The 26,480-nt window shown below is 72.2% G+C and carries 21 protein-coding genes; 9 read left to right on the top strand and 12 right to left on the bottom strand.

Translation table 11 applies throughout. The features are described 5' to 3' along the window. Position 1 precedes the first annotated feature (1 nt). From ACFWPS_RS30545 to ACFWPS_RS30560, 4 genes are all read right to left on the bottom strand, one after another. Positions 2-1,372 (bottom strand): extracellular solute-binding protein, encoded by a 1,371-nt coding sequence (locus ACFWPS_RS30545; RefSeq protein WP_383710594.1) that lies wholly within the window; start codon positions 1,370-1,372, stop codon positions 2-4. A 136-nt stretch (positions 1,373-1,508) separates the two neighbouring features. Further along, a complete protein-coding gene (locus tag ACFWPS_RS30550) occupies positions 1,509-2,138 on the bottom strand; it encodes a peptidyl-prolyl cis-trans isomerase (RefSeq protein ID WP_383710596.1) in 630 nt (209 codons plus the stop codon). After that, positions 2,135-6,400, bottom strand: a complete 4,266-nt coding sequence (locus tag ACFWPS_RS30555; RefSeq protein ID WP_383710598.1) for an NEW3 domain-containing protein — start codon at positions 6,398-6,400, stop codon at positions 2,135-2,137. The genes ACFWPS_RS30550 and ACFWPS_RS30555 overlap by 4 nt, the downstream gene beginning before the upstream one ends. A 108-nt stretch (positions 6,401-6,508) precedes the next feature. Beyond that, positions 6,509-7,393, bottom strand: a complete 885-nt coding sequence (locus ACFWPS_RS30560; RefSeq protein WP_383710601.1) for a MurR/RpiR family transcriptional regulator — start codon at positions 7,391-7,393, stop codon at positions 6,509-6,511. Between the two features lie 165 nt (positions 7,394-7,558). Between ACFWPS_RS30560 and ACFWPS_RS30565 the strand changes: the two genes are divergently transcribed. Further along, positions 7,559-8,347: a sugar isomerase domain-containing protein gene (locus ACFWPS_RS30565; protein ID WP_383710602.1), complete on the top strand. Its 789-nt coding sequence runs from the start codon at positions 7,559-7,561 to the stop codon at positions 8,345-8,347. A 7-nt stretch (positions 8,348-8,354) separates the two neighbouring features. Here the strand turns inward: ACFWPS_RS30565 and ACFWPS_RS30570 are convergent, their stop codons facing one another. Further along, on the bottom strand, positions 8,355-9,827 hold the full coding sequence (locus ACFWPS_RS30570) for an amidase (protein ID WP_383710604.1): 1,473 nt from the start codon (positions 9,825-9,827) through the stop codon (positions 8,355-8,357). Positions 9,828-9,928: 101 nt separating this feature from the next. Here ACFWPS_RS30570 and ACFWPS_RS30575 point away from each other — a divergent pair, with 101 nt between their 5' ends. Next, on the top strand, positions 9,929-10,804 hold the full coding sequence (locus tag ACFWPS_RS30575) for a helix-turn-helix domain-containing protein (protein ID WP_383710606.1): 876 nt from the start codon (positions 9,929-9,931) through the stop codon (positions 10,802-10,804). A gap of 83 nt (positions 10,805-10,887) precedes the next feature. On the opposite strand, the gene ACFWPS_RS30580 is transcribed toward ACFWPS_RS30575, so the two are convergent. The 3 genes from ACFWPS_RS30580 to ACFWPS_RS30590 all read right to left on the bottom strand — a co-directional run bounded on the left by ACFWPS_RS30580 (position 10,888) and on the right by ACFWPS_RS30590 (position 14,551). Then, entirely contained in the window at positions 10,888-13,161 is a 2,274-nt protein-coding gene (locus ACFWPS_RS30580; RefSeq protein ID WP_383710649.1) for an FUSC family protein, read from the bottom strand. A gap of 158 nt (positions 13,162-13,319) precedes the next feature. Continuing rightward, entirely contained in the window at positions 13,320-14,090 is a 771-nt protein-coding gene (locus tag ACFWPS_RS30585; RefSeq protein WP_383710608.1) for a polysaccharide deacetylase family protein, read from the bottom strand. A 260-nt stretch (positions 14,091-14,350) separates the two neighbouring features. Next, positions 14,351-14,551 (bottom strand): hypothetical protein, encoded by a 201-nt coding sequence (locus tag ACFWPS_RS30590; protein ID WP_383710610.1) that lies wholly within the window; start codon positions 14,549-14,551, stop codon positions 14,351-14,353. A gap of 694 nt (positions 14,552-15,245) precedes the next feature. Between ACFWPS_RS30590 and ACFWPS_RS30595 the strand changes: the two genes are divergently transcribed. Both ACFWPS_RS30595 and ACFWPS_RS30600 read left to right on the top strand, forming a co-directional pair. Then, positions 15,246-16,514 (top strand): DUF3500 domain-containing protein, encoded by a 1,269-nt coding sequence (locus ACFWPS_RS30595; RefSeq protein WP_383710613.1) that lies wholly within the window; start codon positions 15,246-15,248, stop codon positions 16,512-16,514. A 34-nt stretch (positions 16,515-16,548) separates the two neighbouring features. Next, positions 16,549-16,704 (top strand): hypothetical protein, encoded by a 156-nt coding sequence (locus ACFWPS_RS30600; RefSeq protein ID WP_383710615.1) that lies wholly within the window; start codon positions 16,549-16,551, stop codon positions 16,702-16,704. Between the two features lie 65 nt (positions 16,705-16,769). Here ACFWPS_RS30600 and ACFWPS_RS30605 read toward each other — a convergent pair whose 3' ends face one another. Then, a complete protein-coding gene (locus ACFWPS_RS30605) occupies positions 16,770-17,744 on the bottom strand; it encodes an alpha/beta hydrolase (protein ID WP_383710618.1) in 975 nt (324 codons plus the stop codon). Positions 17,745-18,070: 326 nt separating this feature from the next. Here ACFWPS_RS30605 and ACFWPS_RS30610 point away from each other — a divergent pair, with 326 nt between their 5' ends. Both ACFWPS_RS30610 and ACFWPS_RS30615 read left to right on the top strand, forming a co-directional pair. Next, positions 18,071-20,824 (top strand): ATP-binding protein, encoded by a 2,754-nt coding sequence (locus tag ACFWPS_RS30610; protein WP_383710622.1) that lies wholly within the window; start codon positions 18,071-18,073, stop codon positions 20,822-20,824. Positions 20,825-20,983: 159 nt separating this feature from the next. Continuing rightward, the gene (locus ACFWPS_RS30615; RefSeq protein WP_383710624.1) at positions 20,984-21,274 is read left to right on the top strand and encodes a hypothetical protein; all 291 of its coding nucleotides are present in this window, start codon (positions 20,984-20,986) and stop codon (positions 21,272-21,274) included. Between the two features lie 22 nt (positions 21,275-21,296). On the opposite strand, the gene ACFWPS_RS30620 is transcribed toward ACFWPS_RS30615, so the two are convergent. The 3 genes from ACFWPS_RS30620 to ACFWPS_RS30630 all read right to left on the bottom strand — a co-directional run bounded on the left by ACFWPS_RS30620 (position 21,297) and on the right by ACFWPS_RS30630 (position 23,461). After that, a complete protein-coding gene (locus ACFWPS_RS30620; RefSeq protein ID WP_383710627.1) occupies positions 21,297-22,355 on the bottom strand; it encodes an LLM class flavin-dependent oxidoreductase in 1,059 nt (352 codons plus the stop codon). Then, the gene (locus tag ACFWPS_RS30625) at positions 22,355-22,861 is read right to left on the bottom strand and encodes an SRPBCC family protein (RefSeq protein ID WP_383710630.1); all 507 of its coding nucleotides are present in this window, start codon (positions 22,859-22,861) and stop codon (positions 22,355-22,357) included. The genes ACFWPS_RS30620 and ACFWPS_RS30625 overlap by 1 nt, the downstream gene beginning before the upstream one ends. 99 nt (positions 22,862-22,960) lie before the next feature. After that, positions 22,961-23,461, bottom strand: a complete 501-nt coding sequence (locus ACFWPS_RS30630; protein ID WP_383710633.1) for a winged helix-turn-helix transcriptional regulator — start codon at positions 23,459-23,461, stop codon at positions 22,961-22,963. Between the two features lie 210 nt (positions 23,462-23,671). On the opposite strand from ACFWPS_RS30630, the gene ACFWPS_RS30635 reads away from it, so the two are divergent. From ACFWPS_RS30635 to ACFWPS_RS30645, 3 genes are all read left to right on the top strand, one after another. Then, on the top strand, positions 23,672-24,370 hold the full coding sequence (locus tag ACFWPS_RS30635; RefSeq protein ID WP_383710636.1) for an SDR family oxidoreductase: 699 nt from the start codon (positions 23,672-23,674) through the stop codon (positions 24,368-24,370). 52 nt (positions 24,371-24,422) lie between these two features. Next, positions 24,423-25,820 (top strand): dihydrolipoyl dehydrogenase, encoded by a 1,398-nt coding sequence (gene lpdA, locus ACFWPS_RS30640; protein ID WP_383710639.1) that lies wholly within the window; start codon positions 24,423-24,425, stop codon positions 25,818-25,820. 133 nt (positions 25,821-25,953) lie between these two features. Continuing rightward, complete coding sequence (locus tag ACFWPS_RS30645; RefSeq protein ID WP_383710642.1) at positions 25,954-26,376, top strand: 4-oxalocrotonate tautomerase family protein; 423 nt, start codon at positions 25,954-25,956, stop codon at positions 26,374-26,376. Positions 26,377-26,480: the final 104 nt, after the last annotated feature.

Raw genomic sequence — 26,480 nt, forward strand, 5'->3', positions numbered from 1 at the left:
CTCAACCCGCCTGCTTCAGCAGCTCGTTGGCCTTCGCCTGGGCGTCCTCGACGGCCTGCGCGGCGCTCTTCTTGCCCTGCATGGCCAGCTGCACCTGGGCCACGATCGCGTTCTGCACGGCGGGCGACAGGTTGGTCTGGTACGCGGTGGCTGTCTTCAGCTGCTCGGCGACCAGCTTGCGGGCCTCGGAGAACGGGTCGTTCCCGGTGACCTTCTGGAAGAACGGATCATCCAGCGACGCCGTGGTCGTCGGGAAGACGACCACGTCCGGGTCCTTGCACCAGGCGGTCTGGTTCTCCGCGTCGGTCAGGAACTCGGCGAACGCGAGTGCCGCGGGGGCGTGCTTGCTGGTCGCGGCGACCGATATGTACTGCGGGGCGCCGGTGGTGTGGCCGAGCGCGTCGAAGGGCTGCTGGCCGACGCCCGTCTTCGCGTACACCGACGGGCTGTTCTGCTTCACGAAGCGCACGAAGCTCGGGTTCGTCGAGCCGTACGCCACCTTGCCCTGGCTGTACAGCGTGGACGGGTCGTTGCTGGAGGACAGCGAGTCCTTGGGCATCGCGCCCTCCTTGTACAGCTTCGCCATCCAGGCGACCCACTGCACAGTCCTCGGATCATTCGCGAAGACCGCGGACTTTCCGTCGCCTGAAAGCGTCTTGATGTTCATCTGGTCCCAGTCGGCCGGGATCCGCCACACCGGGTTCGCCATCGTCGCGAAGTACGCGCCCTTGGCCGCCTTGGCGACCTTCTCGTAGTCGGCGAACAGGCCGAAGACGCTGCTCGGCGCCTTCGAGGTGTCGACGCCTGCCTTCTTGAGAAGGCCCGTGTTGTAGGTCAGCACGATGCCGCCGGTGTACCAGGGGAGCACGGTGTGCACGGTCGCCCCCGAGGAGTCCGTCATGGTGCTGGACTGCCAGAACGCGGGCACGAACGGCTTTGCCACGTCAGGGTCCTTGACGCCCAGGTTCAGCAGGTACCCCGCCTTCGTGAGGGCCGTCGCCGTCTCGGAGTTGAGGTTGATGACGTCCGGCAGGGTGCAGGCCTGGGCGTCGGCGACCGTGCGGGTGGTGAACGTGTTGTCGCCCGGGTCGTCGATCCACTTGACCGTGGCACCGGGGTGGGCCTTCTCGAAGTCCCTGATCACCCCAGTGAAGAACGACCCGAAGTCCTTCTTCAGGTTCGTCGTCTGGAAGGTGATCTGACCCTTCACCTCGCCGGTCAGCTTCCCGGACCCGACGTTCCCCTCGTCCACCTTGCAGCCGCCGGCCGTCGCGCCCCCGCCGCCGGAGCCGCCCGACAGGCCGCAGCCCGCGGCGGTCAGGGCGAGGACGAGAACGCCCGCCAGGGATCCGGTCAGTCTCTTCGCACGCATGGGTGCCCTCCTGCGGCAGCTTCCGGATGGTTCAAATCACCAACTTGGAGTCTGGTTGATGAAAAGGTGGACCAGAATTCATCGGAGGTCAATGGTTCGCGTGTTTCGTTTCGGTTCCGTGCGCCGGCGGACGGGCTCAGTGCCGGTGCTCGTGGTCCGGATGCGCCGGATCGCCGGGGTGCTCGTGCCCGGCCGGGTACGCGACGCCGGCCCGGGCCCGGTCCAGCCAGTCGAAGAAGGCCTGGCGTCCCCGCCCCCGCCGCAACTCCCTTGCCACGTCCTCCCGTACGCGCTCGTACGGCTGGAAGTCCGCGGCCACCGCCGTCGTGAAGGCGTCGACACCGCGCCGCAGCACGTCCTTGGTGAGGAACCGGTCCCGGTTGCGGACGTAGTAGTCCCGCACCGCCTCCTCCGGCACCCGCTGTTCGGCCTCCAGGGCGGCCAGCAGGGCACGGGCGGCCGGGGAGTGGGCGAGGGCCACCGCGACGATGCTGCCCAGGTCGGCGACATCCGTTCCGGACACGGCCAGGACGCGCTCGGGGGAGACCTCCCGGGGCGGTTCCAGGCCGCGCTCCAGGCAGGCCCGCCGGGCGAGTTCGTCGGTGACGACGACCTGCGTCGCCCATCGCCTGCGCTGCCGCTCGGCCCGGTCGAGCGCCTCCGGACGGGTTCTGGCCGGGTCCCGGGCGGGAACGGCCGCCAGCAGCGTCTCCACCCGTTGCACCGGCACGGATTCCCCGTCCACCACAGCCGCGTGCTCGCTCACGGCGTCACCTCCAGTACGACCGCCTCCGTGTAGGCGACACACCCGTGCCAGGCGGCCTTCGCCAGCAGCCAGTACGACCCCGGCTCGACCGCCGAGCCGTCCACCTCGATCCCGCACTCCAGCGACTCCCCGGCGGCCACCGTGAACCCCTGGCAGCCCGGGGCGACCCCGGCCCAGGTCCCCCACGACGACACCGCCCACAGGGTGCCGGCGACCGGCCCCCGGGTCGGGTTCCGCAGCACGACCGGGACCGTCACCCGCTCACCCCTGCGGACGTGGATCTGCTCAACTCCCAGGCGGGCCAGGAGAGTCGGCCCGGTCCGCCCGTCCGGCTCGCCCCCGGGCACGGCCCCCGGCACATCGACGGCGATCACGTCCTCGTACGCCTGCCCGTCGCGGACCAGTCGTGCCCCCAGCCAGTACCGGCCGGGCGGGGTGTCCGGCGGCGGGGTGAGGGTGACCTCGGTGAGGGTGAAGCCGCCGGGGCCCAACGCGTAGGGCAGGCGGGCGGGTTCGGCCGTCCAGCCGGGCGGGTGTCCGAGGTCGACCGTGCCCGCGGCCGAGGCGTCGGTGAGCTCGGAGGAGATCCGCAGCGTCGCGGTGACCGGTCCCGGGGCGGTGAGCGCGGCCGGCGAGAGATGGACGGCGACCGGGAGGTTGCCGCGGGGCGCGGGACCGGAGTTGTGCAGCCAGTAGCGGGTGGCGACCGGCTGGGCGGGCTCGTACCCGGCGACCCCGGGACCCGGCGCGGGCCGTGCGTCCCCGGGAGTCGCCCGTACGGTGGCCACCTCGAAGCCGGTGAGGTCGAGGTCCAGCGCACCACGGTCGGGGACCAGCGGCTCCCCGGGCGTCTCCAGCACGTCCGTCCGGGCGCCCGCCGTCCACGGCCGGGGCCCGGTGACCCGGGCCCGCACCGGCCGCCCGTCCACCTCGTGCAGCCGTACGACGACCCCGCTCGCCGGATCCGCGGCCGCCCCGCTGCCCCGCGCGAGGGGCGCACCGCTCGGCTTCAACGCGTCAAGGAGCACCCGGCCCTCGGGCTCCAGGGAGAGGAGCGTCACGGTGCGCGGCAGGCTGCCCGGCGCCTCGGCGGGCGGTCGGATCCGGGCCGTGAGCGGGTGGTTGAAGGCATGCCCTGCCTGCGGCAGCCCCAACTCCCGCCAGTCGCCCGCACCCGCGACCACGGCGTACTCGAACGTGTGCGACCAGCGCTGGAGTTGAAAGCCGGATCCGTCGGGTGCGGTGCGGCGGGGCGGATCCACCCAGATGCCGGAGGGCCAGCCGGTGCAGGACCGCATCAGGGACATGTACAGGTCGCCGGAGGCGGTGACCACGCAGCCGGGCGTGCCCCGGTTGAGGACGGCGAAGCTGCGCCCGTCCCAGGCGTCGCCCGGCGGGAGTGCCTCGCCGCGCCCCGCCGCCGTGGCCCGTACGACCGCGTCGTCCAGGTCGGCGACCAGCGCGTCGACCGCCTTCGCGTCGTCCTCGGCGCCGGCCACGATCAGCAGGGGGAGCTGCTCCAGTTCACGGAGATCGGCGCCGGGCACCCACTCCTCGCGCAACGACGCCCGCGGGGCCACCCAGACGGTCGCGAGGCCGCCCTCGGCCAGCTGCCGGTTCATCTCCCGGGCCGCCGCCGGATCCCAGCTCAGCGCCTCGGCGACTACGGGGTTGCGGTCCGGGGTGCCCACGGCGATCCGGAGGTCGGGCAGGTTGGAGTCCACTTCCAGGTCGCCGTAGCGCGGACCGCCCGCGACCGTCGACGTGGCCGTGACCCCCGCTCGCACCAGGGCCGCCGCGAGCGGGGTGCCCAGCTCGCCGGCGGCGTCCCAGTCGGCGTGGATGAGTTCGGCGACCCCGACCGCCCGCTGCCCGAGCAGCCGGCCGGTGTCGTCGTGCACGGCGATCCGGGCCGTCGAGCCCAGCCCGAACCAGGTGTTGGCCGGATTGTCGAGGGTCCACGGGAACCGCTCGCTGTCCACCTCCACGAACCCGAGGCCACGCCCGATCACCGCGTCCGCGACCTCGTGCACCGGCAGCCCGCCCTGCACGTCCGAGGGCCAGCGCACCCGGATCAGCCGGTCGGCGCCGTCGTACCCGTCGATACTCGTCGTCATGTCGAGCCGGTCGACGCCCGCCCAGAGGGTCAGCCGCTGCGTGTACCGGAAGAGTCCGAGGTCACCGCGGACGGTGATGCGCGACCCGGCGGGGGAGTGCTCGACCTCGACGTCCGCGGTGACGTCCCGGCTCCGGGCGGCGGTCGTGCCGGTCGGGGTGAGATGCCAGGGCCCTTCGCCGAACCGCGGATGCCGGGGATACTCCTGCTGCACGACCAGCTCGTTGCCGATGTCACCGGAGCGCAGCAACTCCCGCCCGCCCTCGGCGAGTCGGCGCAGACTGCGGACCCCGCCACCGCGCGCCGGATCGACCGTGACCTCGTAGAACTCGTTGCGGACGGCGAGCCCTTCGCCCGGCGCCCACCCGGGCACCGAACCCTCCGCGAGCGAAAGGGCCTTGAGGCCCGTCCCCGGTACGTCCGGTACGACGACCCGGAGCCGGCCGTACTCCCGGACGGCGGGCAGCGGCAGGCCGGTGAGGTCCAGCGGGACCAGGCCGCCCGGGTCCTCGACCGTCAGCACGTCCCGGCGTCGCCAGGTGGCCGCGTTGAACACGACCAGATCCGGGGCGCCGCCGGGCAGCGGGACCACCTCGCGGGCCAGCGCGTCGGTGGCGTCGGCGTGCACCGTCCGGGCCAGGTCGTGCAACTCCCGCCAGCCGGTGAGGAGATCGATGTACACCTGGTCCGACTCGGAGCCGGTGATGGCGTCGTGATGGGCGCCGTAGACCAGCTGCCGCCAGGCCTTGTCGAGGGCCGCGTCCGGGTAGGGGTGTCCGGTGACGAGGGAGGCGAGGGTCGCCCAGGCCTCGGCGTCCGCGAGCAGCGTCTCGCCGTACCGCTGGGCCTGCTTGGTGTCGATGTAGGAGACGTCCTTGCCGGTGTAGACCGGGTTCATGTCCCGGGTCTGCGGCGAGGCCGTGCGGCCCTCCGCCGCCAGCTCGGCGCGCACGGCGGCGAAGAAGTCACGGGGGATGCCGCTGACGAACCGCGGCCAGACGTACCGGTCGTTCCAGTCGCGGTGGATGGCCGTCACCCAGCGGCACGGCGGCGCGTAGTCACCGCCGACCGGCAGCAGTACGTTCCTGGTGAGCGCGGCCTTCTTCAGCCCCTGGAACAGCTTGAACGCGGCCGCCTCCGCCTCGGGCAGGCTGGGCGCGTTGTCGATCGCCCAGCCGGCGCCGTAGTGGTTGACCATGTAGGCGGTGAGCAGCCCGCGGCCCGACGGTGCGATCCAGTTGAACTCCGCCGGGAACTGCATCCGTCCGGGATCGCGCGGCTCCTCGCCGAAGACGGAGAGCGTCGGCCCCCACTGGTGGAACGGCCCGCGCGCCCAGGAACTGGAGGTGATCCCGGCGTCCGCCATCAGCCCGGGGAACTGCGGATCGTGCCCGAACGCGTCCAGCTGCCAGGCGGTTTCGGGCGCCGCGCCCATGATCCGGCGCTGGAAGCCGTCCCCGTACAGGGCGTTGCGTACGGTGGCCTCGGCGCCGGTGAGGTTGGTGTTGGGCTCGTTGTAGGTGCCGCCCATGACCTCGACGCGTCCGGAGCGGATCAGCTGGCGCAGGAAGGCCCGTTCCTCGGGGAAGGCGTCCCAGTAGGGCTTGAGATAGTCGACCTCCGCGAGCACGAAGGTGTACAGGGGGTCGCGCCGGGCCAGGTCGCAGTGGGCGCGCACCAGGCTCATCCCGGACTGACGGCGTGAGTCGAAGGTACGGGCGGGCAGACCGCTGGAGGCCGGGTCGTCGGCGGTGTCCCAGGTCTCGGTGTAGGCGGCCTGGGTGTTCCACCAGACCGGGTCGTAGTGGAAGTGGCTGACCATGAACATGGTCCAGCCGGGCTCGGCGGCCGTGAACTCGGCCGCGTGGTGCAGGAGTCGGCCCGCACCCGCGTCCTCGACGGTCACCGTGATGGTGCGCCGGTCGCCGGGCGCGAGCCGGTCGGCGGACACGGAGACCTCCGCGCGTACGGTTCCGTCCTCGCCGGCGGTGGCCCGGTGCTCGCCGACGCTGCGCACCCCCGGCCCCTCGACGGTCAGCAGCACCGGGCGGCCCGGGATGTGCTCGGCCCGGACGACGACCACCTGCAGCGGTTTCTCAGGGGTGCCGGTGAAGAGCTCGGTCGACTCGACAGAGGTCACACGCATGGGGCTCCTACGAGTGCTCGGCGGAGCCCCATCCTGGCATCGAGGGGTGGTTCAATCAACCACGCATGTGATTCATTGATGGTTCATCCATGCAGAACGAATGGTGGTTCAGCGCGACCGCCGGGACTTCGCCGTGTGCTGCCCGGCGATGTGGTCGGTCAACGCCAGTGAGGCGCTGGCCCGTTGGTAGGAGAGCTGGGCGACCCGGACGTACAGGCAGTCGATGAGGACCAGTACCGAGTGGCGGGCGCCGATGATGCCGGTGGGGAAGCTGGTCTCCGAGGTCGAGGAGATGAGCCGGATGTCGGCGGCGCGGGCGAGCGGGGAACGGGGGTCGGCGGTGAGGGCGATCGTCGTCGCGCCGCGCTCCTTGGCCGTCTCGAACGGTTCGGTCGTCTCGCGTGTCGCCCCGGAGTGGGAGATGCCGATCGCGACGTCGGCGGGGGTGAGCAGGGCGGCCGAGGTGGCCGCGGCATGCACCTCGGTCCAGCCGCGCACCGAACAGCCGATCCGGAACAGCCGGGTCTCGGTCTCCTGCGCCACCGCGCCGCTGCCGCCCACGCCGTAGACGTCGATCCTGCGGGCGCGCGCCATGGCCTGCGCGGCCCGCTCGACCGCGTCCAGGTCGATCCGGTCCAGGGTCTGCTGGACGGCCCGCAGGTCCGCGGTGCCGACCACCTTCACGACCCGTTCCAGGCTGTCGTCCGGGGAGATGTCCGGACCGATCTCGGCCGTGCCCCAGTCGGAGACCTCGCCGCGGCCCCGCTCCTGGGCGAGCGCGATCAGCAGGTGCTGGTAGGAGTCGAGGCCCACGGCCCGGCAGAACCGGGTCACGGTCGCCTGGGAGGTGCCGGTGCGGCGACCCAGCTCCGCGGCCGAGCAGTGGGTGACGGCGGCCGGATCCTCCAGGATCAGCTCGCCGACCTTCCGCAGGGAGCCGGCCAGGCGCGGCAGCTCGGTCCGGATGAGTGTGGTGACGTCGGTCGAGGGCATGAGGAGAAGGTATCAGCCACCCTTTGAGCGGTCAGATGAATACCAGGACCGGAAGGACGCGGCATTGCACAGCATATGGCGCGCGTGATTTATTGATTCATCGATAGAGATGTAGTTGGGGTGGTTCAATCCATCCGGTTGGTCCCGGCAGTGGGGAGTGCGCACGTGTCCGTCGAGTCCGCCAACGAGTCCGGGACCGGCCCGGTGAGCGCCGAACGCTTCGCCCGCGAGGGCCTCGACGCCCTCCACCGCCTCACCGAGTCCGCCCGCGCCGACGTCACCCGGGCCGCCGCACTGATCGCCGACTGCGTCCGCGCCGACGGAGTCGTCCAGGCCTTCGGCACCGGCCACTCCCAGGCGATGGTCCTCGAAGTGGCCGGACGCGCCGGCGGGTTGGTGCCCACCAACCGGATCAGCATCGCCGACCTCGTCCTCTACGGCGGCGAGCACCCGAGCGTCCTCGACGACCCGCTCCTGGAACGCGAGCCCGGTGTCGCCGCGCGCCTCTACGACCTCGCCGCCCCGCACCCCCAGGACCTCTTCGTCGTCATCTCCAACTCCGGGGTGAACAACGTGATCGTCGAGATGGCCCTGCACGCCAAGGAACACGGACACCGCCTCCTCGCCCTCACCTCCCTCGCCCACACCCGGGCGGTCCCCGCCGGCCACCCCAGCGGCAGGAAGCTCGCCGACCTGGCCGACGTGGTCCTCGACAACGCGGCCCCGCGCGGCGACGCCCTCCTCGAACTCCCCGGCGGCGGCGCGGTCTGCGCGCTGTCCACGCTGACCGGGGTCATGCTCGTACAGATGGCGGTGGCCGAGGCGGCCGGCCTCCTGCTCGCCTCCGGCGACCGCCCCCCGGTCTACGTCTCGGCCAACGTGCCCGGCGGCTTCGAGGGCAACCTGGAACTGGAGAAGCGGTACGCCGGACGGATCCGGCGCACCGCGAGCTGAGCAGGCGTCAGCCGAGCGGCGGGCGACGGCCGTTCCAGGGCAGCGCGACCTCCAGGGTGCGGGACACCTGGAGCAGCAGGTCCTCCCGCCAGGGCGCGGCGACGAGCTGGACGCCGACCGGCAGCCCCGTGGCCTCGTCCTGGTGGACGGGGAGCGAGACCGCCGGCTGGCCGGTCACGTTGAACACCGAGGTGAACACCCCCATCGGATAGCTGTTCAGCAGAGCGGCCAGGGGATGGTCCTCGGTACCCGCCCGCCAGGCGCCGACGCGCGGCGGGAGACAGGCCATCGTCGGCGTGACCAGGAGGTCGAAACTGCCGACGAAGCCCTCGACGATGCGCCGCGACAGGTGCTGGGCCCGCTGCACGGCTTCCGCATAGGCCCATGAGTCCACCGACCGCGCCGCCTCGCGCAGCGCACGGTTGTGCGGCTCGACCCGCTCCGGGTCCGCGAGGTCGATCCCGGCGGCGCCGATGTTCCAGATGGTCGTGAACGCGGCGATCAACTCGTCCGTCGGCGGCAGTGGCAGGGCGGTGTCGACCACGTGGTGCCCCGCCGCTTCGAGCGCCCGGAGCGTGACCTCGACGGCCGTCACACACGCCGGGTCCACGCCGATCCCGCCGACGGGCGATTCGGTGAGCACCCCGATCCGCAGCCCGGCCGGCGGCCCGGCCGCCGCCGTCGCGGTGAACGAGCCGCGCGGGGACGGGGGCGACCACCAGACGCCCGGATCGTGGCGGACGAGCACGTCGAGGGCGGCCGCGGTGTCCGCCACCGTCCGGGTGACCACCCCGCTGACACCGAGGCCCTCCACGACGACGGTCGCGTTGCCGACCAGGCCACGGGTGGGCTTGAGGCCCACAAGTCCGGTGCAGGAGGCGGGGATACGGATCGACCCGCCGCCGTCCTCGGCGTGCGCGATCGGCGCCATCCCGGCGGCGACGGCCACGCCCGCCCCGCTGGACGACCCGCCCGGCGTACGGTCCGGGTCCCACGGATTCCGCGAGATGCCCAGGGCCGCGCTCTCGGTGAAGGGCAGGGCGCCGAACTCCGAGGTGGTGGTCTTGCCGAGCAGCACGAACCCCGCGTCCACGAACCGCCGTACGACCGGGTCCGAGGCCGCGGCCGGCGCCCGCCCGGCGCCGGCGGATCCGTAGGTGGTCGGCCAACCGGCCACGTCCACCAGGTCCTTGACCGGCAGCGGGACACCGTGGAAGGGCGGCAGGTCGTCGGGCGACGCGGCGCGCACCACCTGGTCGGCGGCCACTGCGGCGGCCTTGCGGACGTCGTCGTCGGCCCGGTGGCAGAAGGCGTTCAGCCGGGGATCCAGCTCGTCCATCCGCCGCAGACAGACCTCGGCCAGCTCGACCGGGCTCACCTCCTTCCGTCGTACGGCGGCGGCGAGTTCGACGGCCGGCGTGAACGAGTCGAACGCATCGACGGGCTCAATCGGCTCAATCGGCTCAATCGGCGAGCGCATCACGAGCGGTCCTTTCCGGTCCGGGGCGCTTGCGGGAACGTCGTCAGTCTCGGCGCGCCCGTACCCCTCCGTATTGGACGAATGTTCCGTACGCTGGCGGCATGCGATCCGCCCGGGCGGCTCGGAGCGCCGCGCAGATCTGGGACATCGCCACCCCGGCGCGGCCCGGTCTGCTGCCCGGGGTCGGCATGGCCGGGTTCCGCGCGCGGACCACGGACCCCGTCGACCTGAGCGTGGTCCCGTATCCGGCCGTCACGGTGGCCGTCGACCTCGGCGACCGGCCGCTCGCCGTGGAAGCCCCCGACGGCCGACGTCACCAGGGCAGCATCGTCGCCGGCCTCGCGGCGGACGGCCTGCGCGGACGCGGCCGTGCCATCGAGTGCCTCCAGATCCGGCTCTCACCGCTCGTCGCCCACACGGTGTTCGGCGCCTCCGCGGAGCTGGGCGGCGCGGTGGTCTCCCTCGACGACCTCTGGGGCCGCGACGGCACGCGCATCCAGGAACAGGTACGGGCGGCCGGAGCCTGGCAGGACCGGTTCGCGATCGCCGCGGCCGCGCTCGCCCGCCGGCACGAGGTCGGCCGGCCCGTCGACGCGGAAGTCGCCTTCGTCTGGCGGCAGATGGTGACGCACCTGGGCGGGGTCCGGGTCGAACCGCTGGCGGCCGAGATCGGCTGGAGCCGCAAGCGGCTCTGGTCCCGCTTCCGCTCCCAGACCGGCCTCACCCCCAAGCGCGCGGCCCAGCTGATCCGCTTCGACCACGCGGCCCACCGCCTCGCCTCGGGACACAGCGCCGCACTGGTGGCCGCGGAGATCGGGTACGCCGACCAGTCCCACCTCCACCGGGACGTCAGGGCCTTCGCCGGGGTGACGCCCGCGGCGGTGTCCGCGGCGCCGTGGCTCGCGGTCGACGACGTGGCCTGGGCCCTGCCCGGGTATCTGTCGGGAACACCGCTCCGAGCAGCCGCCGGGCGCTGACCCGGTGACCGCGCCCGGGGCTCCCCGGACCGCGGACCGGTTCCCCGGACGCGCCGTGCACCACCGGTCCACCCGGCGCCGCCTCAGCCGGTGGCCGTCTTCCGGGTCCAGTTGCGGCGTGCTCTTGCCTGTGCCCGCGCCGCCTCGGCGAGACCGGGCTGGAGGCGGCGGGCGGCGTCCACGTGGTCGTCGGTCCAGATGATCCGGACCGCGACCGGGGTGGCCCGGCCCTGGCCGTCGCTGAGTTCGGTGCGGACGGACTCCACGAGCCGCGTGGCCCCCTCGGGCCGGAGCGGGACGGCGTCCGGGACGGGCGAACGGCCCCCGAGGCTCGCGGCGAAGTCGTGGTACCAGTCGGTGACCTGGGCTGCCGACCCGAGGACGGCGCGGTGGGCGTCGGCCCGGACGGCCTGGACGCGGGCCACGTCCTCGCCCTGCCACAGGGAGACGACGGCGTCGGCGGCCAGCCGCAGCCCGACGACCCCGGTGACGAGGGTGTTGGCGCAGGACAGCGACAGCGGCTTGGCGCCGCGTTCGGCGAGGTAGTTGCGGAACGCGTCGTCGAGGCGGCGGGCGGCGGCCGCCGCCACCCGGCCCTGCGGATCGGGGTCCACGGGATGGCGGTGGCCGAGGGCGTGGTGCACGGCGTCCCCGAGGTAACGGGCGCTGTCGTCGTACGCCTCGGCGAGCGCCTTGTGGACGGCGGCCCGGGCGCCGCGCGGCCAGAAGAACACGGCGACGAGAATGCTGACCGCGCACCCCAGCGCGATGTCCTGGACACGCAGCAGTGCGATGTGCCAGTTGGGGTCGTGGCCGATGTTGAACAGCACCACGAGCGTGATGGTGAACGCGGCCTGCCCGGCGGCGAAGGAGATGGCGGCGGGCGCGATACCGGCGAGCAGGACGGCCACGGGGAGCACGAACCACAGCGCGGTGCCGTGGTGTCCGATCAGATGCAGCAGCGCGGCGCCGACCACGGACCCGGCCACCGTGCCGAGGACGGCGCGGACGGCGTTCTGCCCGGTGCTGAGCGCGTTGGAACGGAGCACGGACAGGGTGCCGAGCAGCACCCAGAAGGAGTGCCCCACGCCGGTCACCCCGGCCAGGAACACGGCGATGCCGAGGCCTACGGCGCCGCGCAGGCTGTTGTGCAGCCACACCGAGTCGGGCCTGAGATGGGCGACGGCGCGCTCCCGGGCGGCGGCGAGGGGCGCGGCCAGTGCGCCCGGCTCACGGCCGAGGAGCCGCTCGGGCCAGCTGCGCTGCCAGGCGGTGGCCGCCATGTCGACGTTGTCGGCGATCTGCAGCACGGCGAAGCCGAGCTCCTGGGCACGGAAGGACACGTCCAGCGTGGCGATGAACCCGAAGACCTCCGCCGGACTGTTCCCGCCGGGATGCTCGGCGGGCACCCGGACGGCGGAGCTGTGCTCCATCCCGGCCAGGACCGCCCGCAGCTCCGTCTCGCGGGCCCGCAGCGGACCGGTGTCCCCGTTCAGATCCGTGAGCAGGTCGCAGGCTCCCTCCAGGACGTGGGCGGCGGCGCGGCGCACGGTGTACGCGGCCGGATCGCAGGTCGGAGGCTCGTCGGTGTAGTCGGACCGGTCGACGAGGACCGCGCACAGCCAGGTCAGCTCGTCCACCAGCCGGACCAGGGCACGTGAGGTCGCGGACAGGCCGGTCGGGCGGGACGTCGTGGCGTCGAAGACCCCGCGCAGCTCCGCGCCGGTCCGCGCGGTCCGCTCCGCCCCCACCCGGCAGTGCTCGGCGTCGGCCCCCGGCCCGTCCGGGCTTGGCAGGGCCGCGCGGATACGCAGATACCCGGCGGCGGCACGGCACACGGCGGCCGCCGGGGCGCTGAGCGGGTCGGCGACGGGACGCGGCCAGAGCAGGGCGACGGCCGGCAGCGCCACCGCCGCCGCCAGGCCCGCACCGGCGAGCCGCCCGGGCAGCTGCGACAGCGGCACCGGGGCGCTGACCGGCAGCACGAAGGCCAGCAGGAGCGCCGTCGAGCTGCCGGCCAGGACCGAGCTGACCACGCCGGCGAAGAGGACCACGAACCCGATCACGACCGTGGCCGCCACGGCGAGCCGGATGTCCCGCCCCGCCAGCGTCCCGGCGCAGATCAGCACCAGCCATGCCACCGCGAGCGCCGCCTGTGCGCGCAGCCGCTCCACCATCGGCCCGGAGTAGTCGACCAGCAGCAGCATCGAGAACGAGCCGAACGCGGCGTAGCTCGCCATCGCCGGCGCGTGCAGCACCTCGGTGCACAGCGCGAACAGGGCGGGCATCACCAGCGCCGTACGCCCGGCCCGCCGGGTCGCCGCGAGGTCCGGGTCCCTGCCGCGCAACCATGTCACCCAGCGTGGCGGCCGCCCCGACATGTCCACCTCCCGCCGGCCCCGGAGCAGCCGGCCCCGCCGCCGTGCCGCCCACACCACCCATATGCGGCCACCACCGCCCCGCCCGCAACATTTGCCGGGCCCGCACGACGCCCGGGGGGACCTTCCCGGACCGCTCAGCGCACCGGGAAGCCGAACGAGTACCCCTGTTCCTTCAGCCACGGCAGCACCTCGCGCAGAGCGGCAACCGTCTCGGAGCGGTCGCCGCCGGCGTCGTGGAAGAGGATGGTCGGCCCGTTGGGCATCTCCTCCTTGACGGTGGTGACGATGGCGGTCGTGCCGGGGCGTTCGAAGTCCTTCGAGTCGACGTTCCAGCCCAGCGGGCGCATGCCGTGGGAGGCGGCGAGCTTGCGGCTGTACGGGGTGAAGGCGCCGCCCGGGGCGCGGTAGTAGAGCGGTCGTACACCCCCGGACGCCTCGGTGATCATGTGCTCGGCGTCGAGGATCTGCTGGGACTGGTAGGCCTCGGACTTGGTGTCCATGGTGACGTCGTGGGAGACCGTGTGGTCGCACAGCCGGTGCCCGGCCGCCACCACCGTCTTGACCAGGTCCGGGTGCGCCTTCGCCTGCGGTCCGATCATGCAGAACGTGGCCTTCACGCCGTACTCCTTGAGCACCTGGAGCACCTCGGGGGTCCAGACCGGGTCCGGTCCGTCGTCGATCGTGATGTTCACGCCCCTGGCGCCCCGGTCCGAGGCGTGCGCGATCCCCATCGACACCGGGGCCGCCTTCGGAGCCGGGTGGTGCGCCGGAGTCCCGGCTTGCGCACGCCCGTTGACGGGACCTGCCTGCGCGGTCCACAGCGAGGCGGCCACGGTCACGGCCGTGACCCCGAGCGCCGCCGCGACCACCTGGCCGTACCATCCCCGTCCGCCGTGCCGCGCCATGTCCGCCCCGTTCCCTGTCGTTGAGTCGACCTCGTGCACCCGTCAGGACGGAAGACGGCGGGCACCGGATCCATCTGTTACCGATCACGGACAATTCCGCGAGACTTCTGCGACAGGCTCCCTGCGAGACCTCTAACGCGGGGGACAGCGATCGGTGTTGGCGGTCACGCCTCTTTGCGTCAGCCGTTGTGGGCGCGTTGTGCCGGAACCGCGCCCGCCCGGCACCCGAGTCCGGCCGGGAACGTCCCACGACCTGGTGATCAGGAGCCGTACGCGGGGATACCCGGCTTGTTCGACCGCCGGCGCACCAGCGGTGCGAGTGTCCTGTGGATGATGAAGTACTCGGCGACGACAAGGGCGTGGTCGGTGTCTCGGCAGCCGTCCTCGACGAACAGGGCGGCGAAGCGCTGCGGGTCGTTGCCGTTCCACGCGGCCGCCCAGGCGACGGCGACCGCCGTCAACCGGTGGTGGCGGTACGACGATTGATGGTCATGGTTTCTCCAGGAACAGTGATGCACTCGCGTGCTGGTCGGCTGACGAACTCGGCGACGGCGAACCGGACCCGAACCGGCCAGGTGCGTCCACCGTGTCGGCACCCTCGTCATGAGGAAGACGATCCCGAGGCGGGGCGACCGTCCGCGTCGGCGACTCGCTCAATGTGCCCGCATGACCTCGGAAGAGACGTCCTCGCTGATACTGCACCGCAGACGCCGTGCCTCCATCCGCCTACAGGAAATGCGGATCCTTTGGGCCGGAGTGCGCGCCGTACCTGAAACTCTGAGGTAATTCAGAGAAAGGGCGGGAAACCGACCAGGGATGGCCGCGAGCAGTACCGTATGGTGCGTCATATCGGGTTCGTCCGGGCGGTTTTCGCAAAGTGGAGGTAAGGTCTTCCTTTGGTGAGATCGGCACCGTTCGACTGTGGCCGAATTTCGCTGGTGGCCGACTTCTGATCCCTCGGAAATCGCAGTGAGAGCGCTTTCATGGATTTCTCATTCTTCTCGGTGATAGTCATCGCAGCCGCTGACCAGAAAACCCGAGGATTCGAGAAATGCGAGGTGCAACCTAGTGTCCGAAACCGGCATGGGTGAAAGCACGGCACGAGAAGGACACGCGGCGGAGGCCGGGTCGGCGGAAGCGGACCGGCGTAGCTTCATGCGCAGGGTCTTCCTGGCCGGCGGTGCCACCGCGTTCGCCGCCATGGGCGGAGCCGGCGCGGTGGCGTTCGCCGACGACGGCTCCACGGCCGACCCCTCGGCCGCGGCCGAGGACAGCGCCGGCCCGTCGCCCAGCGCGAGCCCCACCCGCGGGGGCGGAGGCGGCGGCGTCCTCGCCACGCAGACCATCACCGAGGACTTCTACGGCCTGACCACCGACGGCAGGCAGATCGACGACCTCTTCACGCTCCACTCCAAGGGCGTCGACACCGCACCCGTCGTCGCGGCCGCCCAGGCGTTCCTGGCAGGGCTCACCGACACCCAGAAGGCGAAGACGCAGTTCTCGCTGCGCTCCACCGAGTGGCGGACCTGGAGCAATCTCGACCCGGGGGAGTTCAAGCGGCAGGGCGTGTCGCTGGCCGACCTGACGGACGACCAGAACGCGCAGGGCTCCGCCCTGATGACGGCGGCGCTGAGCGCCGACGGACTGGAGACCACCGAGAAGATCCGCCGTCTCAACAACGCGGCCGGCGTCATGCTCGGCAAGGCCGACGTCTTCAACGACGAACTCTTCTACTGGACCGTGATGGGCACGCCCTCGGCCACCGAGCCCTGGGGCTTCCAGTTCGACGGCCACCACCTGGTCGTCAACTACTTCGTGCTCGGCGACCAGGTCGTGATGAGCCCCTGCTTCTGGGGCTCCGAGCCGACGAGGATGGAGATCGACGGCCAGACCGTCTCGGTCTGCCAGGAGGAGGTCGAGGCGAGCCTCGCGTTCATCCAGTCGCTCACCGAGGCCCAGCAGGCGACCGCGATCATCAAGGCCACGAAGGCGGACGAGGACATGAAGGCGGGCGCCTTCGCCGACAACGCGGTCGTCGCCTACGCCGGCATCCGTGCCACCGAACTCACCCCGGCCCAGCAGCGCAAGCTCCTCGCGGTCGCCGAGGCGTTCGTGAACCGGGCCAAGGCCGACGTGGCGAAGGTACGCATGGCCGAGATCCGCAGCCACCTCGCGGACACCTACGCGGCCTGGATGGGCGGTACCGGCGACGACGACCCCTTCTACATGCGCGTACACAGCCCGGTCGTCTGGATCGAGGTCGACTGCCAGGCGGCGGGCCCGCTGGGCGGCGCGTACGGCAAGACCCGCGGTGACGGCCCCACCCAGCTGCACATCCACTCCGTCATCCGCACCCCCAACGGCAACGACTACGGCAGGGAACTGCTCCGCCAGCACTATCTGACGTCACCGCACCACCACTGAGGCACGCGATCGAAGGGCCTGCTCCGGTTCCGCCGTGACCCGGAGCGGGCCCGGCGGCCCGGTGGTTGCGGCGGCAGCCTCTTCGAACAGGGCGCCCTGCTCAAACCTGGACGCCGTCGTCATGGCCCTGGCCGCCGAGCGCGGCGACACCCACGAGGAGATGCGGGCCCGCCACACCGACATGCAGTGACGAAAGGCCCCGCCACCGGGCCGGCGGACTCGTGGAAGAGCCCGCCGGCCCTCGGCTGCGGAGCCTCAACCGGTGTGCAGGGCCTCCCTGATGGAGTCGACGGCGAGGTGCCGTGCGACGTTCGTGGCGTTCGTGTCGCGCAGGCTGTCGAGCATCATGAAGTCGTGCACCATGCCCTGGACCCGCACGGCGGTGACCGGGACGTCGGCCTCCCGCAGATGCGACGCGTAGGCCTCGCCCTCGTCGCGCAGCACATCGGCCTCGTCGGTGATCACCAGGGCCGGCGGCAGCCCCCTGAGATCCTCGACGGAGGCCTGCAGCGGGGCCGCGTATCGCTCGTGGCGTTGGGCCTCGTCGGTCGTGTACTGGTCCCAGAACCAGATCATGCCGTCCCGGGTGAGGTAGTAGCCGTCGGCGAACTGCCGGTAGGACGGCGTGTCGAAGTCGGCGTTCGTGACCGGGTAGAGCAGGATCTGCGCGGCGAGATCGATGTCGCCGCGGTCCTTGGCCATCTGGGCGAGGACCGCCGACATGTTGCCCCCGACGGAGTCACCGCAGACGACCATCCGCGACGGGTCGAGGCCGTACTCGGCGCCGTGCGCCACGACCCACCGGGCGACGGCGTAGTTCTGCTCGATCTGGGTCGGGTACTTGGCCTCGGGCGCCCGGTCGTACACGGGGAACACGACCGCCGCCTGCGCCCCGGCGGCCAGCTCCCGGACGAGACGGTCGTGGGTGTTCTCGTCACCGAAGACCCACCCGGCGCCATGGATGTAGAAGATCACCGGAAGCTGCCCGTTGATGCCCTCGGGCTTGATGACGTGGGCGCGTACGGTGCCCCACTCGCCGGCGTCGACGTCGATCCGGCTCTCGTCGGCGGGCGGCTTGGCCACGCCCTTGCCCGTCTGCAGACCGGCGAGGATGTCACGCCCCTGCGGGGGCGGTACCTCGTAGATCCGCGGGTGGGGTGCGGTGGCGTCGGCGAGTTCGCGGGCCGCGGGCTCCAGGTAGGGGGTGGGCGGCGGGGGCAGATCCTTCATGACGAACCTCCAGACAGTGCCGATGCCGCGGCGGTGGGGTTCGGCCGGCCGCTCGTCTCCGCAGGTCACACCTGTTGAGCGGGACACCGCGGGTGCGTCGGCGGCGAGGCCGGGCGGGCGACATCGCCTTCCAGCCTGACACCGGACCGCGGAGGCGGCATCACGTGGCCGGAGCCGTACGGTGATCCCGGCGCTACGGGCTGTGGGGGCAACTGGACAAAGGGCCCAGGCGCTGGCCAGTATGGGCCACACGGATCCGGTGACTGGACCCATCCGTGGCAGAGAGCAGCGGAAGCCGCCCCTTTCGAGCATCCCGGGGTTGACCATTGGACGAGCTGTTCGGGCGGGACGAGGAACGCGGCCGGCTGACGGCGGCGCTCGACGACGCCCGGCGCGGGATGAGCGGCGTCCTGGTCCTGAAGGGCGGACCCGGGAGCGGTAAGAGCACGCTGCTCGACCACCTCCAGGCAGGCGCGGCCGCCGACTTCGAGATCATGCGTTTCGACGCCGTGGAGTCCGAGGCAGAACTGGGCTTCGCCGCCCTGCACCAGCTGCTCAGGCCGCATCTCTCCCAGCTGCCCAAGCTGCCCGACCCGCAACGCGCCGCCCTCGGCCAGGTCTTCGGACTCGCGGAGCGGACCAGCCCGCCGGACCGGTTCCTGGTCGCCCTCGCGTCGCTGGGGCTGCTCGACGCCCGCGCCGACGACCGGCCCCTGCTGTGCCTGGTGGACGACGCCCACTGGCTGGACGAGGAGTCCGCCGCGGTGCTCGCCTTCGTGGCCCGGCGGCTGCACGCCGACGCGATCACCATGGTCTTCGCCGCCCGTAGCCGCCCCGACCGGGTCGACCACCTGGCCGGGCTCCCCGAGCTGGCCGTGACCGGCCTCGACACGGACGCGGCCGGACGGCTGCTGGAATCGATGGTCCCCGGCGCCCTCGATCCCGGCGTCCGCGACCGGGTCGTCACCTCGACCGGCGGCAACCCCCTCGCCCTCATCGAAGCGGCCCGGGAACTGAGCGCCGACCAGCTCAGCGGCGAGACACCGCTGCCCGAACCGATCCCGCTCGGCAGCGCCCTGGAACGCGTCTACCTGCGCGAGGCGCTGGCGCTGCCGCCGCAGACCCGCACCCTCCTGCTCACCTCGGCCGCCGACCCCACCAGCGACCCGAACGTGCTGTGGCGGGCCGGCCCCGAGCTCGGCTTCGACGCCGGCGCCGCTGCGGCTGCCGAGGAGCGCAACCTCCTCTCCATCCGCGAGACCGTCAGATTCCGTCACCCGCTGATCCGTTCGGCCGTCTACTACGGCGCCCCCCTCGCCCAGCGCGCCCGGGTGCACGCCGCCCTCGCCGAGGTCGCGGCGGATCTCGGCGAGGTCGACCTGCGTGCCTGGCACCTCGCGGCGGCCGCCACCGATCCCGACGACGTCGTCGCGGCGGAGCTCGACCGCGCCGCCGTACGCACCCGCGACCGCGGTGACTGGACCGGCAGCTCGTCGTTGCTTGCCCGCTCCGCGGCCCTGACCTCGGACCCGCCCGCCCGGGCCCGGCGCCTGCTGGCGGCGGCCGAGGCGAGTGCCGTGGCTGGCTCCCCGGGCCGGGCACAGGCGCTGCTCGACGAAGCGGCCGCCTACCGAGCCGACCGGCGCTACAACGGCCTGGTCCAGCGCGTCCAGGCACGGATCCACCGGCTCACGGGCGCACCGGCGGCCGCGACGTACGCCCTGCTGACCGCCGCCCGGGAACTGGGCCCCGTCGACATCAGGCTCGCCCGCGACATCCTCGTGGAGGCGCTCGTCCAGGCGCAGATCAGCGGCTCACTGGCACCACAGGGGGCGACGCGCCGGAGCGTCGCCGAGACGGTCCGCTCGCTGCCGCTGCCCGCCGGGATGCGGGCCACCACGGGCGACGTCGTGCTGGAGGCCGACACCGCCGTACACCTCGAAGGACTGGCCGGTGCGAGCCCGCGGCTCCGCCAGGCCGTGGCGGCGGTACGGCAGGAGGAGTCGACCGCCCCGGAGCTGTTCCAGCTGCTGGCCGCGGCCTGCTCGCACGCCACCGTCCTCGGCGACGACATCACCCTGCACGAACTCGCCTGGCGGCTGCACGCCGAAGCCGGCCGGCAGGGCGCCGCCATCCCGATGGCCCTGGCCCTGAGCCACACCGCCCTCTCGGAGCTGATCGCCGGCCGCCTCGACGAGTCCGAGCGCCTCTTCGACCAACGGGCGGCGCTGGAGGAGGCCCGTGGCTCCCAGCTGTATCTCGGCGCCCTGCTGATCGCCGCCTGGCGCGGACGGTGCGAGGAAGCCCGCGGGCTGTTCGAGGCGGTACGCGAGCACGCCGCGCGCACCGGGCAGGGGTACCAGCTGGTCTTCCTCGACTACGCCCGGTGCGTGGTCGAGCTGAGCCAGAGCCGGTACGAGGAGGCGTACCTGAGCCTGGCGGGCCAGATCGGGGAACTCTGCCAGGCGAAGTTCGCCCTCGTCGACATGGTCGAGGCGGCGACCCGCAGCGGCCGGCAGGACGAGGCGCTGGGCCTGCTGGAACTCCTGACCCGGCTCGCCGAGCGCACCCCCGTCCCGGGACTGCTCGGCGACCTCGCCCGCGCCCGGGCCCTGACCACCGCGGACCCGTCGGCGGCCGAGAAACTGTACGTCCAGGCCATCCGGCACCACGAGGACGTCCGCGGCCCCCTGCGCCGGGCCCGGAGCCACCAGCTCTACGGCGAGTGGCTGCGCCGGGAGCGCCGGACCAGGGACGCCCGGCACCAACTGCGCACCGCCCACGAGCTCTTCGACGCCATGGGCGCCCAGGGCTTCGCCGCCAGGACGGCACAGGAGCTCTCCGCGGCCGGCGACTCCCTCCCGGCCGGTGCGCACACACCGAGCGGCGGCGAACTCACCCCGCAGGAGGCCCGGGTCGCCCGGCTCGCGGCGGGCGGTGCCACCAACGGGGAGATCGCCGCCCAGCTCTTCCTGAGCGTGCACACGGTCGACTACCACCTGCGCAAGGTGTTCCGGAAACTCGACGTCCACTCCCGCCGGGAGCTGGCCGTTCACCGCGACCGGCTCACCTCGGCGTAGCCCCGGAATCACGCCCACCGTTCGCGATGATCATATGGAGATATGCCGAAGTCCTCGGGCGAACCTGGCTTCGGGCTCCAGGCACCCCGAAACTGTCAACTGTCAGTCGGTGGCGGCCTGTTCGAGCAGCGTGTGCGCCCAGAGCCCGAGGGAGCAGTCATGAGATCGCGCCTCCAGTGGATCCACGGCCGCGGGGAGCACGCCGTCGTCGCACGCAAGCAGGCGTACGCGGCCGAGATCCTGGTGAAGTTCCTCGTCCTGGTCGGCCTGGTGTACATGCCGGTTCTGGTCTTCCACTGGGGTGAGTGGATTCCGTTCGCCGTGGCCGGCGGCTACCTGCTCTGGGAGCTGGGCCGCGTCAGCAGCGCACTGGGCGAGCTCGCCGACCTCTGGAACGAGCGGCACGCACAGCAGCGTCAGGAGCCGGTGCGAAGCGACGCCCTCAAGTGACCCGACACCCGGTCACCCGGGTTCAGCCGGCCCGGTCGACCTCGTGGACCAGCTCGATCGCCCGCCCCAGCGTGGTGAGCCGGTCCTCCAGGGTCTCGCCGGCCGGGTAGAGACGGACGGTGTCGACGCCGGCGTCGCGCCAGACCGCCAGACGCTCGCGCACCATGGCCGTTGTGCCGATCAGCGTCGTACCGAGCACCATCTCGTCGGTCACCAGACCGGCCGCGCCCTCCCGGTCGCCGGCCTGCCAGCGTTCGCGTACCTCGGCGGCGACCTCGGCCCAGCCCTGGCGGCTGTAGGCGCTGTTGTAGAAGTTGGTGGACGACGAGCCCATCCCGCCGAGGCTGAAGGCCAGTTCCTTCTTGCGCCCTGCGACCATCGCGACCAGTGCCTCCTCGTCGGACGCGAAGGCGACCTCGGCGCCCTGGCAGACGTCCAGGTCCGCGCGGGTACGGCCGCTGCGGGCCAGGCCCTCGTCGAGGTGGGCGAAGTAGGCGTCGGCGGCGCCCTCGGGCACGAAGCTGGTGCCCAGCCAGCCGTCGGCGGCCTCGCCGGTCAGCCGCAGCATGGCCGGGGAGAGGGCCGCGAGGTAGACCGGGATCTCGTGCTCGGCGCGCATCGAGAGCCGCATCGGGACGGCCTCGCCGCCCGGCAGCGGCAGTGTGAACTCCGTGCCGGAGTAGGAGAGCCGGCCGCCGCCGACCACCGCCCGTACGATCTCCACCGTCTCGCGCATCCGCCGCAGCGGCCGGGCGAAGGAAACGCCGTGCAGTCCCTCGATCACCTGCGGGCCGGAGGCGCCGAGGCCGAGCAGGAAACGCCCGCCGGACAGGTTGGAGAGGGTGATGGCCGTCTGGGCCACGGCCGTCGGGGTCCGGGTGCCGAGCTGCATGACGCCGGAGCCGAGCAGCATCCGGTCGGTGAGCGCCGCGTAGTAGCCGAGCGCGGAGGGCGCGTCGGAGCCCCAGGCCTCGGCGACCCAGCAGACATCCAGGCCCAGCTTCTCGGCCTCGACGACGAAGTCGCTCTGCTGTGACCAGTGTTCGCCGCCCGAGGCCTCGATCGTGGTGGCCGTCCGCATCACGCCTCCGCCCGCTTCTTGATCTGCGCGAGGGTGGCGGTGATGCCACGCTCGAACTCCCGCAGCCGTACGAACACGATCTTCTGCTCCTTGTCCGGCATCCGGTCGATGGCGATGGACAGCCCGGAACGCCCCGGACCCAGCTGCATCCACTGCGACAGTTCGGTCCCGCCGTCCTTCGGGCTGAGCCGGAACCGCCAGACCGCCGAGGGGTCGGCGGGATCCTGCACCGCCCAGGCGAACACCGACTCCGGCTCGCACTCGATCACATGGGAGGTGGTCTCCCATTTCCCGAGCGCCTCGTGCTCACTGCGGCCGACGAACCTGGCCCCCACCGCCGGAGCGGCGGCCCCGTCCAGCCAGGTGACGGACCGGAGCTCCTCGCTCATGTCCGGCATCAGCTCGATGTCGCTGACCAGGGCCCACACCGTGGCCGGCGGGGCGTCGATCCAGGTCCGCACCTCGATCGTGGGTCTGTCCGCGTAGCGCGCGCCCGTCCACTCCAAGACCGTCGGCCTCCTTGCCGTCCAGGGGTCTGACCTCCAGGGTTGCTAGATGAGACTCTCCATGTCAAGAGGTGGCGCGCTCTCGGGGCCGTGCGGAGCTCAGCCGGTGCCGAACCGCCGTCGGATGTCCGGCCGCTGCCTGAGCCGCTCGGGATAGCCGGGCCCCATCCGCATCGAGGTCTCCTCGGACCTGAGCGGCGTACGGCACTGGGAGCAGACGACCTCGGCGGTGGTGTCGTGGTCGCAGGCCTCGTGGTGGAAGACCACGGGCACGCCCCGCTCCCCGGCCAGCCACCGGTCGCCCCACGCGGACATCGCCGCGAGCACCGCGAACAGGTCGCGCCCCTTCTCCGTGAGGACGTAGTCGTAGCGCGGCGGCTCGGCCTCGTACAGCCGCTTCTCCAGGATCCGCTCGTCCACCAGGTGACGCAGCCGGTCGGTCAACGTGTTGCGGGCGATGCCCAGTTCCTGCTGGAACTCGTCGAAGCGGCGGATCCCGTAGAACGCCTCCCGCACCACCAGCGGCGTCCAGCGGTCTCCCAGCAGATCGGCGGTCCGCGCGATGGAGCACGGCCACTTGGCGAACGACGTCCGTTTCATGCCTCCACGATAGCGAGTCTCATGACGAAACCCAGCTGACTGTTGCGTTTTGCGGGGAGTGAACGACTGGGCGTGGTTCCGGCGCGTAGTCATCGGCCCGCCCGCACCACGAACCCCACGGGATGTGAGCGGCCCGCGCAGGCCGCAGCATGAAGCGGGGGGCGGGCCGTCCGCCGGGTGGCCGTGAACCGTGAATCGAGGTGTCCGACCATGAAGATCGAGGGATCGGTCGCGCTGGTGACCGGAGCGAACCGGGGGATCGGGCTGGCCTTCTGCCGCGCCCTGCTGGCCCGGGGCGCGGCGAAGGTGTACGCGGGTGTACGACGGCCGGAGGACTTCACCGGACCGGGTATCGAACCTCTCCGCCTCGACGTCACCGACCCCGAGCAGATCGCGGCCGCCGCGCGGACGGCGTCCGACGCGACCATCGTGATCAACAATGCGGGCATCCAGGCCGGACCGGGCCTGCTGGAGGGCTCCCTGGACGGCGCCCGGCAGGAGCTTGAGGTGAACTATCTGGGCACCTGGGCCGTCTCGCGGGCCTTCGCGCCGGTGCTCGCAGCCAACGGCGGCGGCGCCCTGGTGAACATGCTGTCGGTGGCGTCGTGGCGCTCGACCAAGCGGTTCCCCAGCTACGCCGCGTCGAAGGCCGCGCAGTGGTCGGTGACCAACGCGCTGCGGGTCGCCCTGCGGGAGCAGGGGACACTGGTCGTCGGCGTGCACGTCGGCTGGGTGGACACCGACGCCACGGTGGCGGTCGACGAGCCGAAGACGGATGCGGCCGAGGTGGCCGCGCAGACGATGGACGCGATCGCCCGCGACGAGCCCGAGGTCCTGGTGGACGAGACGGCCCGCCGGGTGCGCGCAGCCTTGTCCGGCCCGCTCGATCTCCTCTACCCGACCGCCTGATCGTGCGACGGTGGAGTCAGCAGATCGACTGACACAACGGTGAGGTGGAGCCATGCAGACCGACTTCGACGTCGTCGTCCTGGGAGCCGGGCCCGGCGGCTACGTGGCCGCGATCCGCGCCGCCCAGCTGGGCCTGCGCACGGCCATCGTGGAAGGCCGCTTCTGGGGTGGCGTCTGTCTGAACATCGGCTGCATCCCGGCGAAGGCGCTGCTGCGCAACGCCGAGGTCGCCCAGCTGATCCTGCACGACGCGGACAAGTTCGGCGTGAAGATCAGCGGGGAGGTGGGCCTGGACTACCGCGCCGCCTACGAGCGCAGCCGGGTGGTGGCCGACGGCCGCGTCAAGGGCGTCGGCTACCTCATGCGCAAGAACAAGATCGAGCAGTTCGAGGGGCAGAGCACCTTCCTCGACCCCCACACCCTGCAGGTCCGCCTGACGGACGGCGAGACGAGGCTCTCCTTCCGCTCCTGCATCATCGCCACCGGCTCGACCGTGAAGCTGCTGCCCGGTACGTCGCTGGGCAGGCGCGTCGTCACCTACGAGGAGCAGATCCTCTCCGACAGCCTTCCGTCGAGCATGGTCATCGCGGGTGCCGGGGCCATCGGCGTCGAGTTCGCCTATCTGCTGCGGTCGTACGGCGTCGAGGTCACCCTGGTGGAGTTCCTGGACCGGATCGCCCCGCTGGAGGACGAGGAGGTCTCGGCCGAGCTGACCAGGCGCTTCAAGCGGCAGGGCATCCGGGTCCTGACCTCCACCGCCGTGCAGTCCATCGAGGAGACGGCGGACAACGTCCGCGTGACGGTCAGGTCCGGCGACTCGGAGCAGGTTCTGGAGGCGGAGAAGGTCCTGCAGGCCACCGGCTTCCAGCCGCGGACGGCCGGCTACGGGCTGAACAGCACCGGGGTACGGCTCACCGAGCGCGGCGCGATCGACGTCGACGGGTACTGCCGCACCAGCCAGCCGCACATCTACGCCATCGGTGACGTCACGGCGAAGCTGATGCTCGCGCACACCGCCGAGGCGATGGGCATCGTCGCCGCGGAGAGCATCGCCGGCGCGGAGACCATGGAACTGGACTACCGCATGATCCCGCGCGCGACGTTCTGCCAGCCCCAGATCGCCAGTTTCGGCTGGACCGAGGCCGAGGCCCGCGCCCAGGGCTTCGACGTGCGGGTGGCGAAGTTCCCCTTCACGGCCAACGCGAAGGCGCACGGCCTCGGTGACACGGCCGGGTTCGTGAAACTCGTGAGCGACGCCCGGTACGGCGAACTCATCGGCGGCCACCTGATCGGACCGGACGTGACCGAGCTCCTGCCCGAGCTGACGCTCGCCCAGAAATGGGACCTCACGGTGCACGAGCTCGCCCGGAACGTGCACGCCCACCCGACGCTGAGCGAGGCGGTCCAGGACGCCCTGCACGGGCTCGCCGGACACATGATCAACCTCTGACGGGCCGCCCAGGCACCCCGGGCCTACGCGTCCCACGCGCCCGGACTACGCACATCACGGGATCTCCCGCGCTCCCGTGCCGGACACGATCGAGGTGAAGAGTTCGACGCGAGACAAAGCGAGGATCCATCGCATGCCCATGATCGACGTGTACGCCGCCAAGGGGCTCATCAAGGACCGCAAGGCTCTCGCCCAGGATCTCGCTCAGGCGATCATGCGCTGGGAGAAGGTTCCGGCCATCCCGTTCTTCTCGGACAACACCGCGGCGTTCGTCCACGAGCTGGACGCCGACGGGTTCTCCACCGCGGGCGGCGGCAACGACCACGTGCGCGTCACCGTCACCACCAACGCGGGCGCGCTCGACAGGGAGCAGCAGCTCGGCCTGGTCAAGGAGCTCTCGGAACTGGTGGCCGCCGCCGCGGGCGACCCCTCCCTCGCCGAGCGCACCTGGGTCGCCCTGACCGAGGCGGTTCCGGGCGGCTGGGGCATCGGGGGGCGCGCCTACACCAACGACGAAATCGTCCAGCACGTACGCGAGTTGCTGGGCAAGGCCTGACACTCCGGGGGTGCCCGTGCCGTCGGTCCGACGCGGCCGGCACCCCCACCTCAAGACGCCGGGGCCCGGGGCCGACGGACCGTGAAAGCCCCACCGGAACTAGT

The sequence above is a fragment of the Streptomyces sp. NPDC058457 genome, assembly GCF_042720695.1.
Lineage (GTDB): Bacteria > Actinomycetota > Actinomycetes > Streptomycetales > Streptomycetaceae > Streptomyces.

Bases quoted from the DNA above. Each gene is read 5' to 3' on its own strand.
- lpdA (WP_383710639.1), top strand. From the start codon at position 24,423: ATGCAGACCGACTTCGACGTCGTCGTCCTGGGAGCCGGGCCCGGCGGC.
- ACFWPS_RS30575 (WP_383710606.1), top strand. From the start codon at position 9,929: ATGCGATCCGCCCGGGCGGCTCGGAGCGCCGCGCAGATCTGGGACATC.
- ACFWPS_RS30630 (WP_383710633.1), bottom strand. From the start codon at position 23,461: ATGAAACGGACGTCGTTCGCCAAGTGGCCGTGCTCCATCGCGCGGACC.
- ACFWPS_RS30635 (WP_383710636.1), top strand. From the start codon at position 23,672: ATGAAGATCGAGGGATCGGTCGCGCTGGTGACCGGAGCGAACCGGGGG.
- ACFWPS_RS30615 (WP_383710624.1), top strand. From the start codon at position 20,984: ATGAGATCGCGCCTCCAGTGGATCCACGGCCGCGGGGAGCACGCCGTC.
- ACFWPS_RS30545 (WP_383710594.1), bottom strand. From the start codon at position 1,372: ATGCGTGCGAAGAGACTGACCGGATCCCTGGCGGGCGTTCTCGTCCTC.
- ACFWPS_RS30595 (WP_383710613.1), top strand. From the start codon at position 15,246: ATGCGCAGGGTCTTCCTGGCCGGCGGTGCCACCGCGTTCGCCGCCATG.
- ACFWPS_RS30555 (WP_383710598.1), bottom strand. From the start codon at position 6,400: ATGCGTGTGACCTCTGTCGAGTCGACCGAGCTCTTCACCGGCACCCCT.
- ACFWPS_RS30585 (WP_383710608.1), bottom strand. From the start codon at position 14,090: ATGGCGCGGCACGGCGGACGGGGATGGTACGGCCAGGTGGTCGCGGCG.
- ACFWPS_RS30620 (WP_383710627.1), bottom strand. From the start codon at position 22,355: ATGCGGACGGCCACCACGATCGAGGCCTCGGGCGGCGAACACTGGTCA.
- ACFWPS_RS30605 (WP_383710618.1), bottom strand. From the start codon at position 17,744: ATGAAGGATCTGCCCCCGCCGCCCACCCCCTACCTGGAGCCCGCGGCC.
- ACFWPS_RS30570 (WP_383710604.1), bottom strand. From the start codon at position 9,827: ATGCGCTCGCCGATTGAGCCGATTGAGCCGATTGAGCCCGTCGATGCG.
- ACFWPS_RS30645 (WP_383710642.1), top strand. From the start codon at position 25,954: ATGCCCATGATCGACGTGTACGCCGCCAAGGGGCTCATCAAGGACCGC.
- ACFWPS_RS30560 (WP_383710601.1), bottom strand. From the start codon at position 7,393: ATGCCCTCGACCGACGTCACCACACTCATCCGGACCGAGCTGCCGCGC.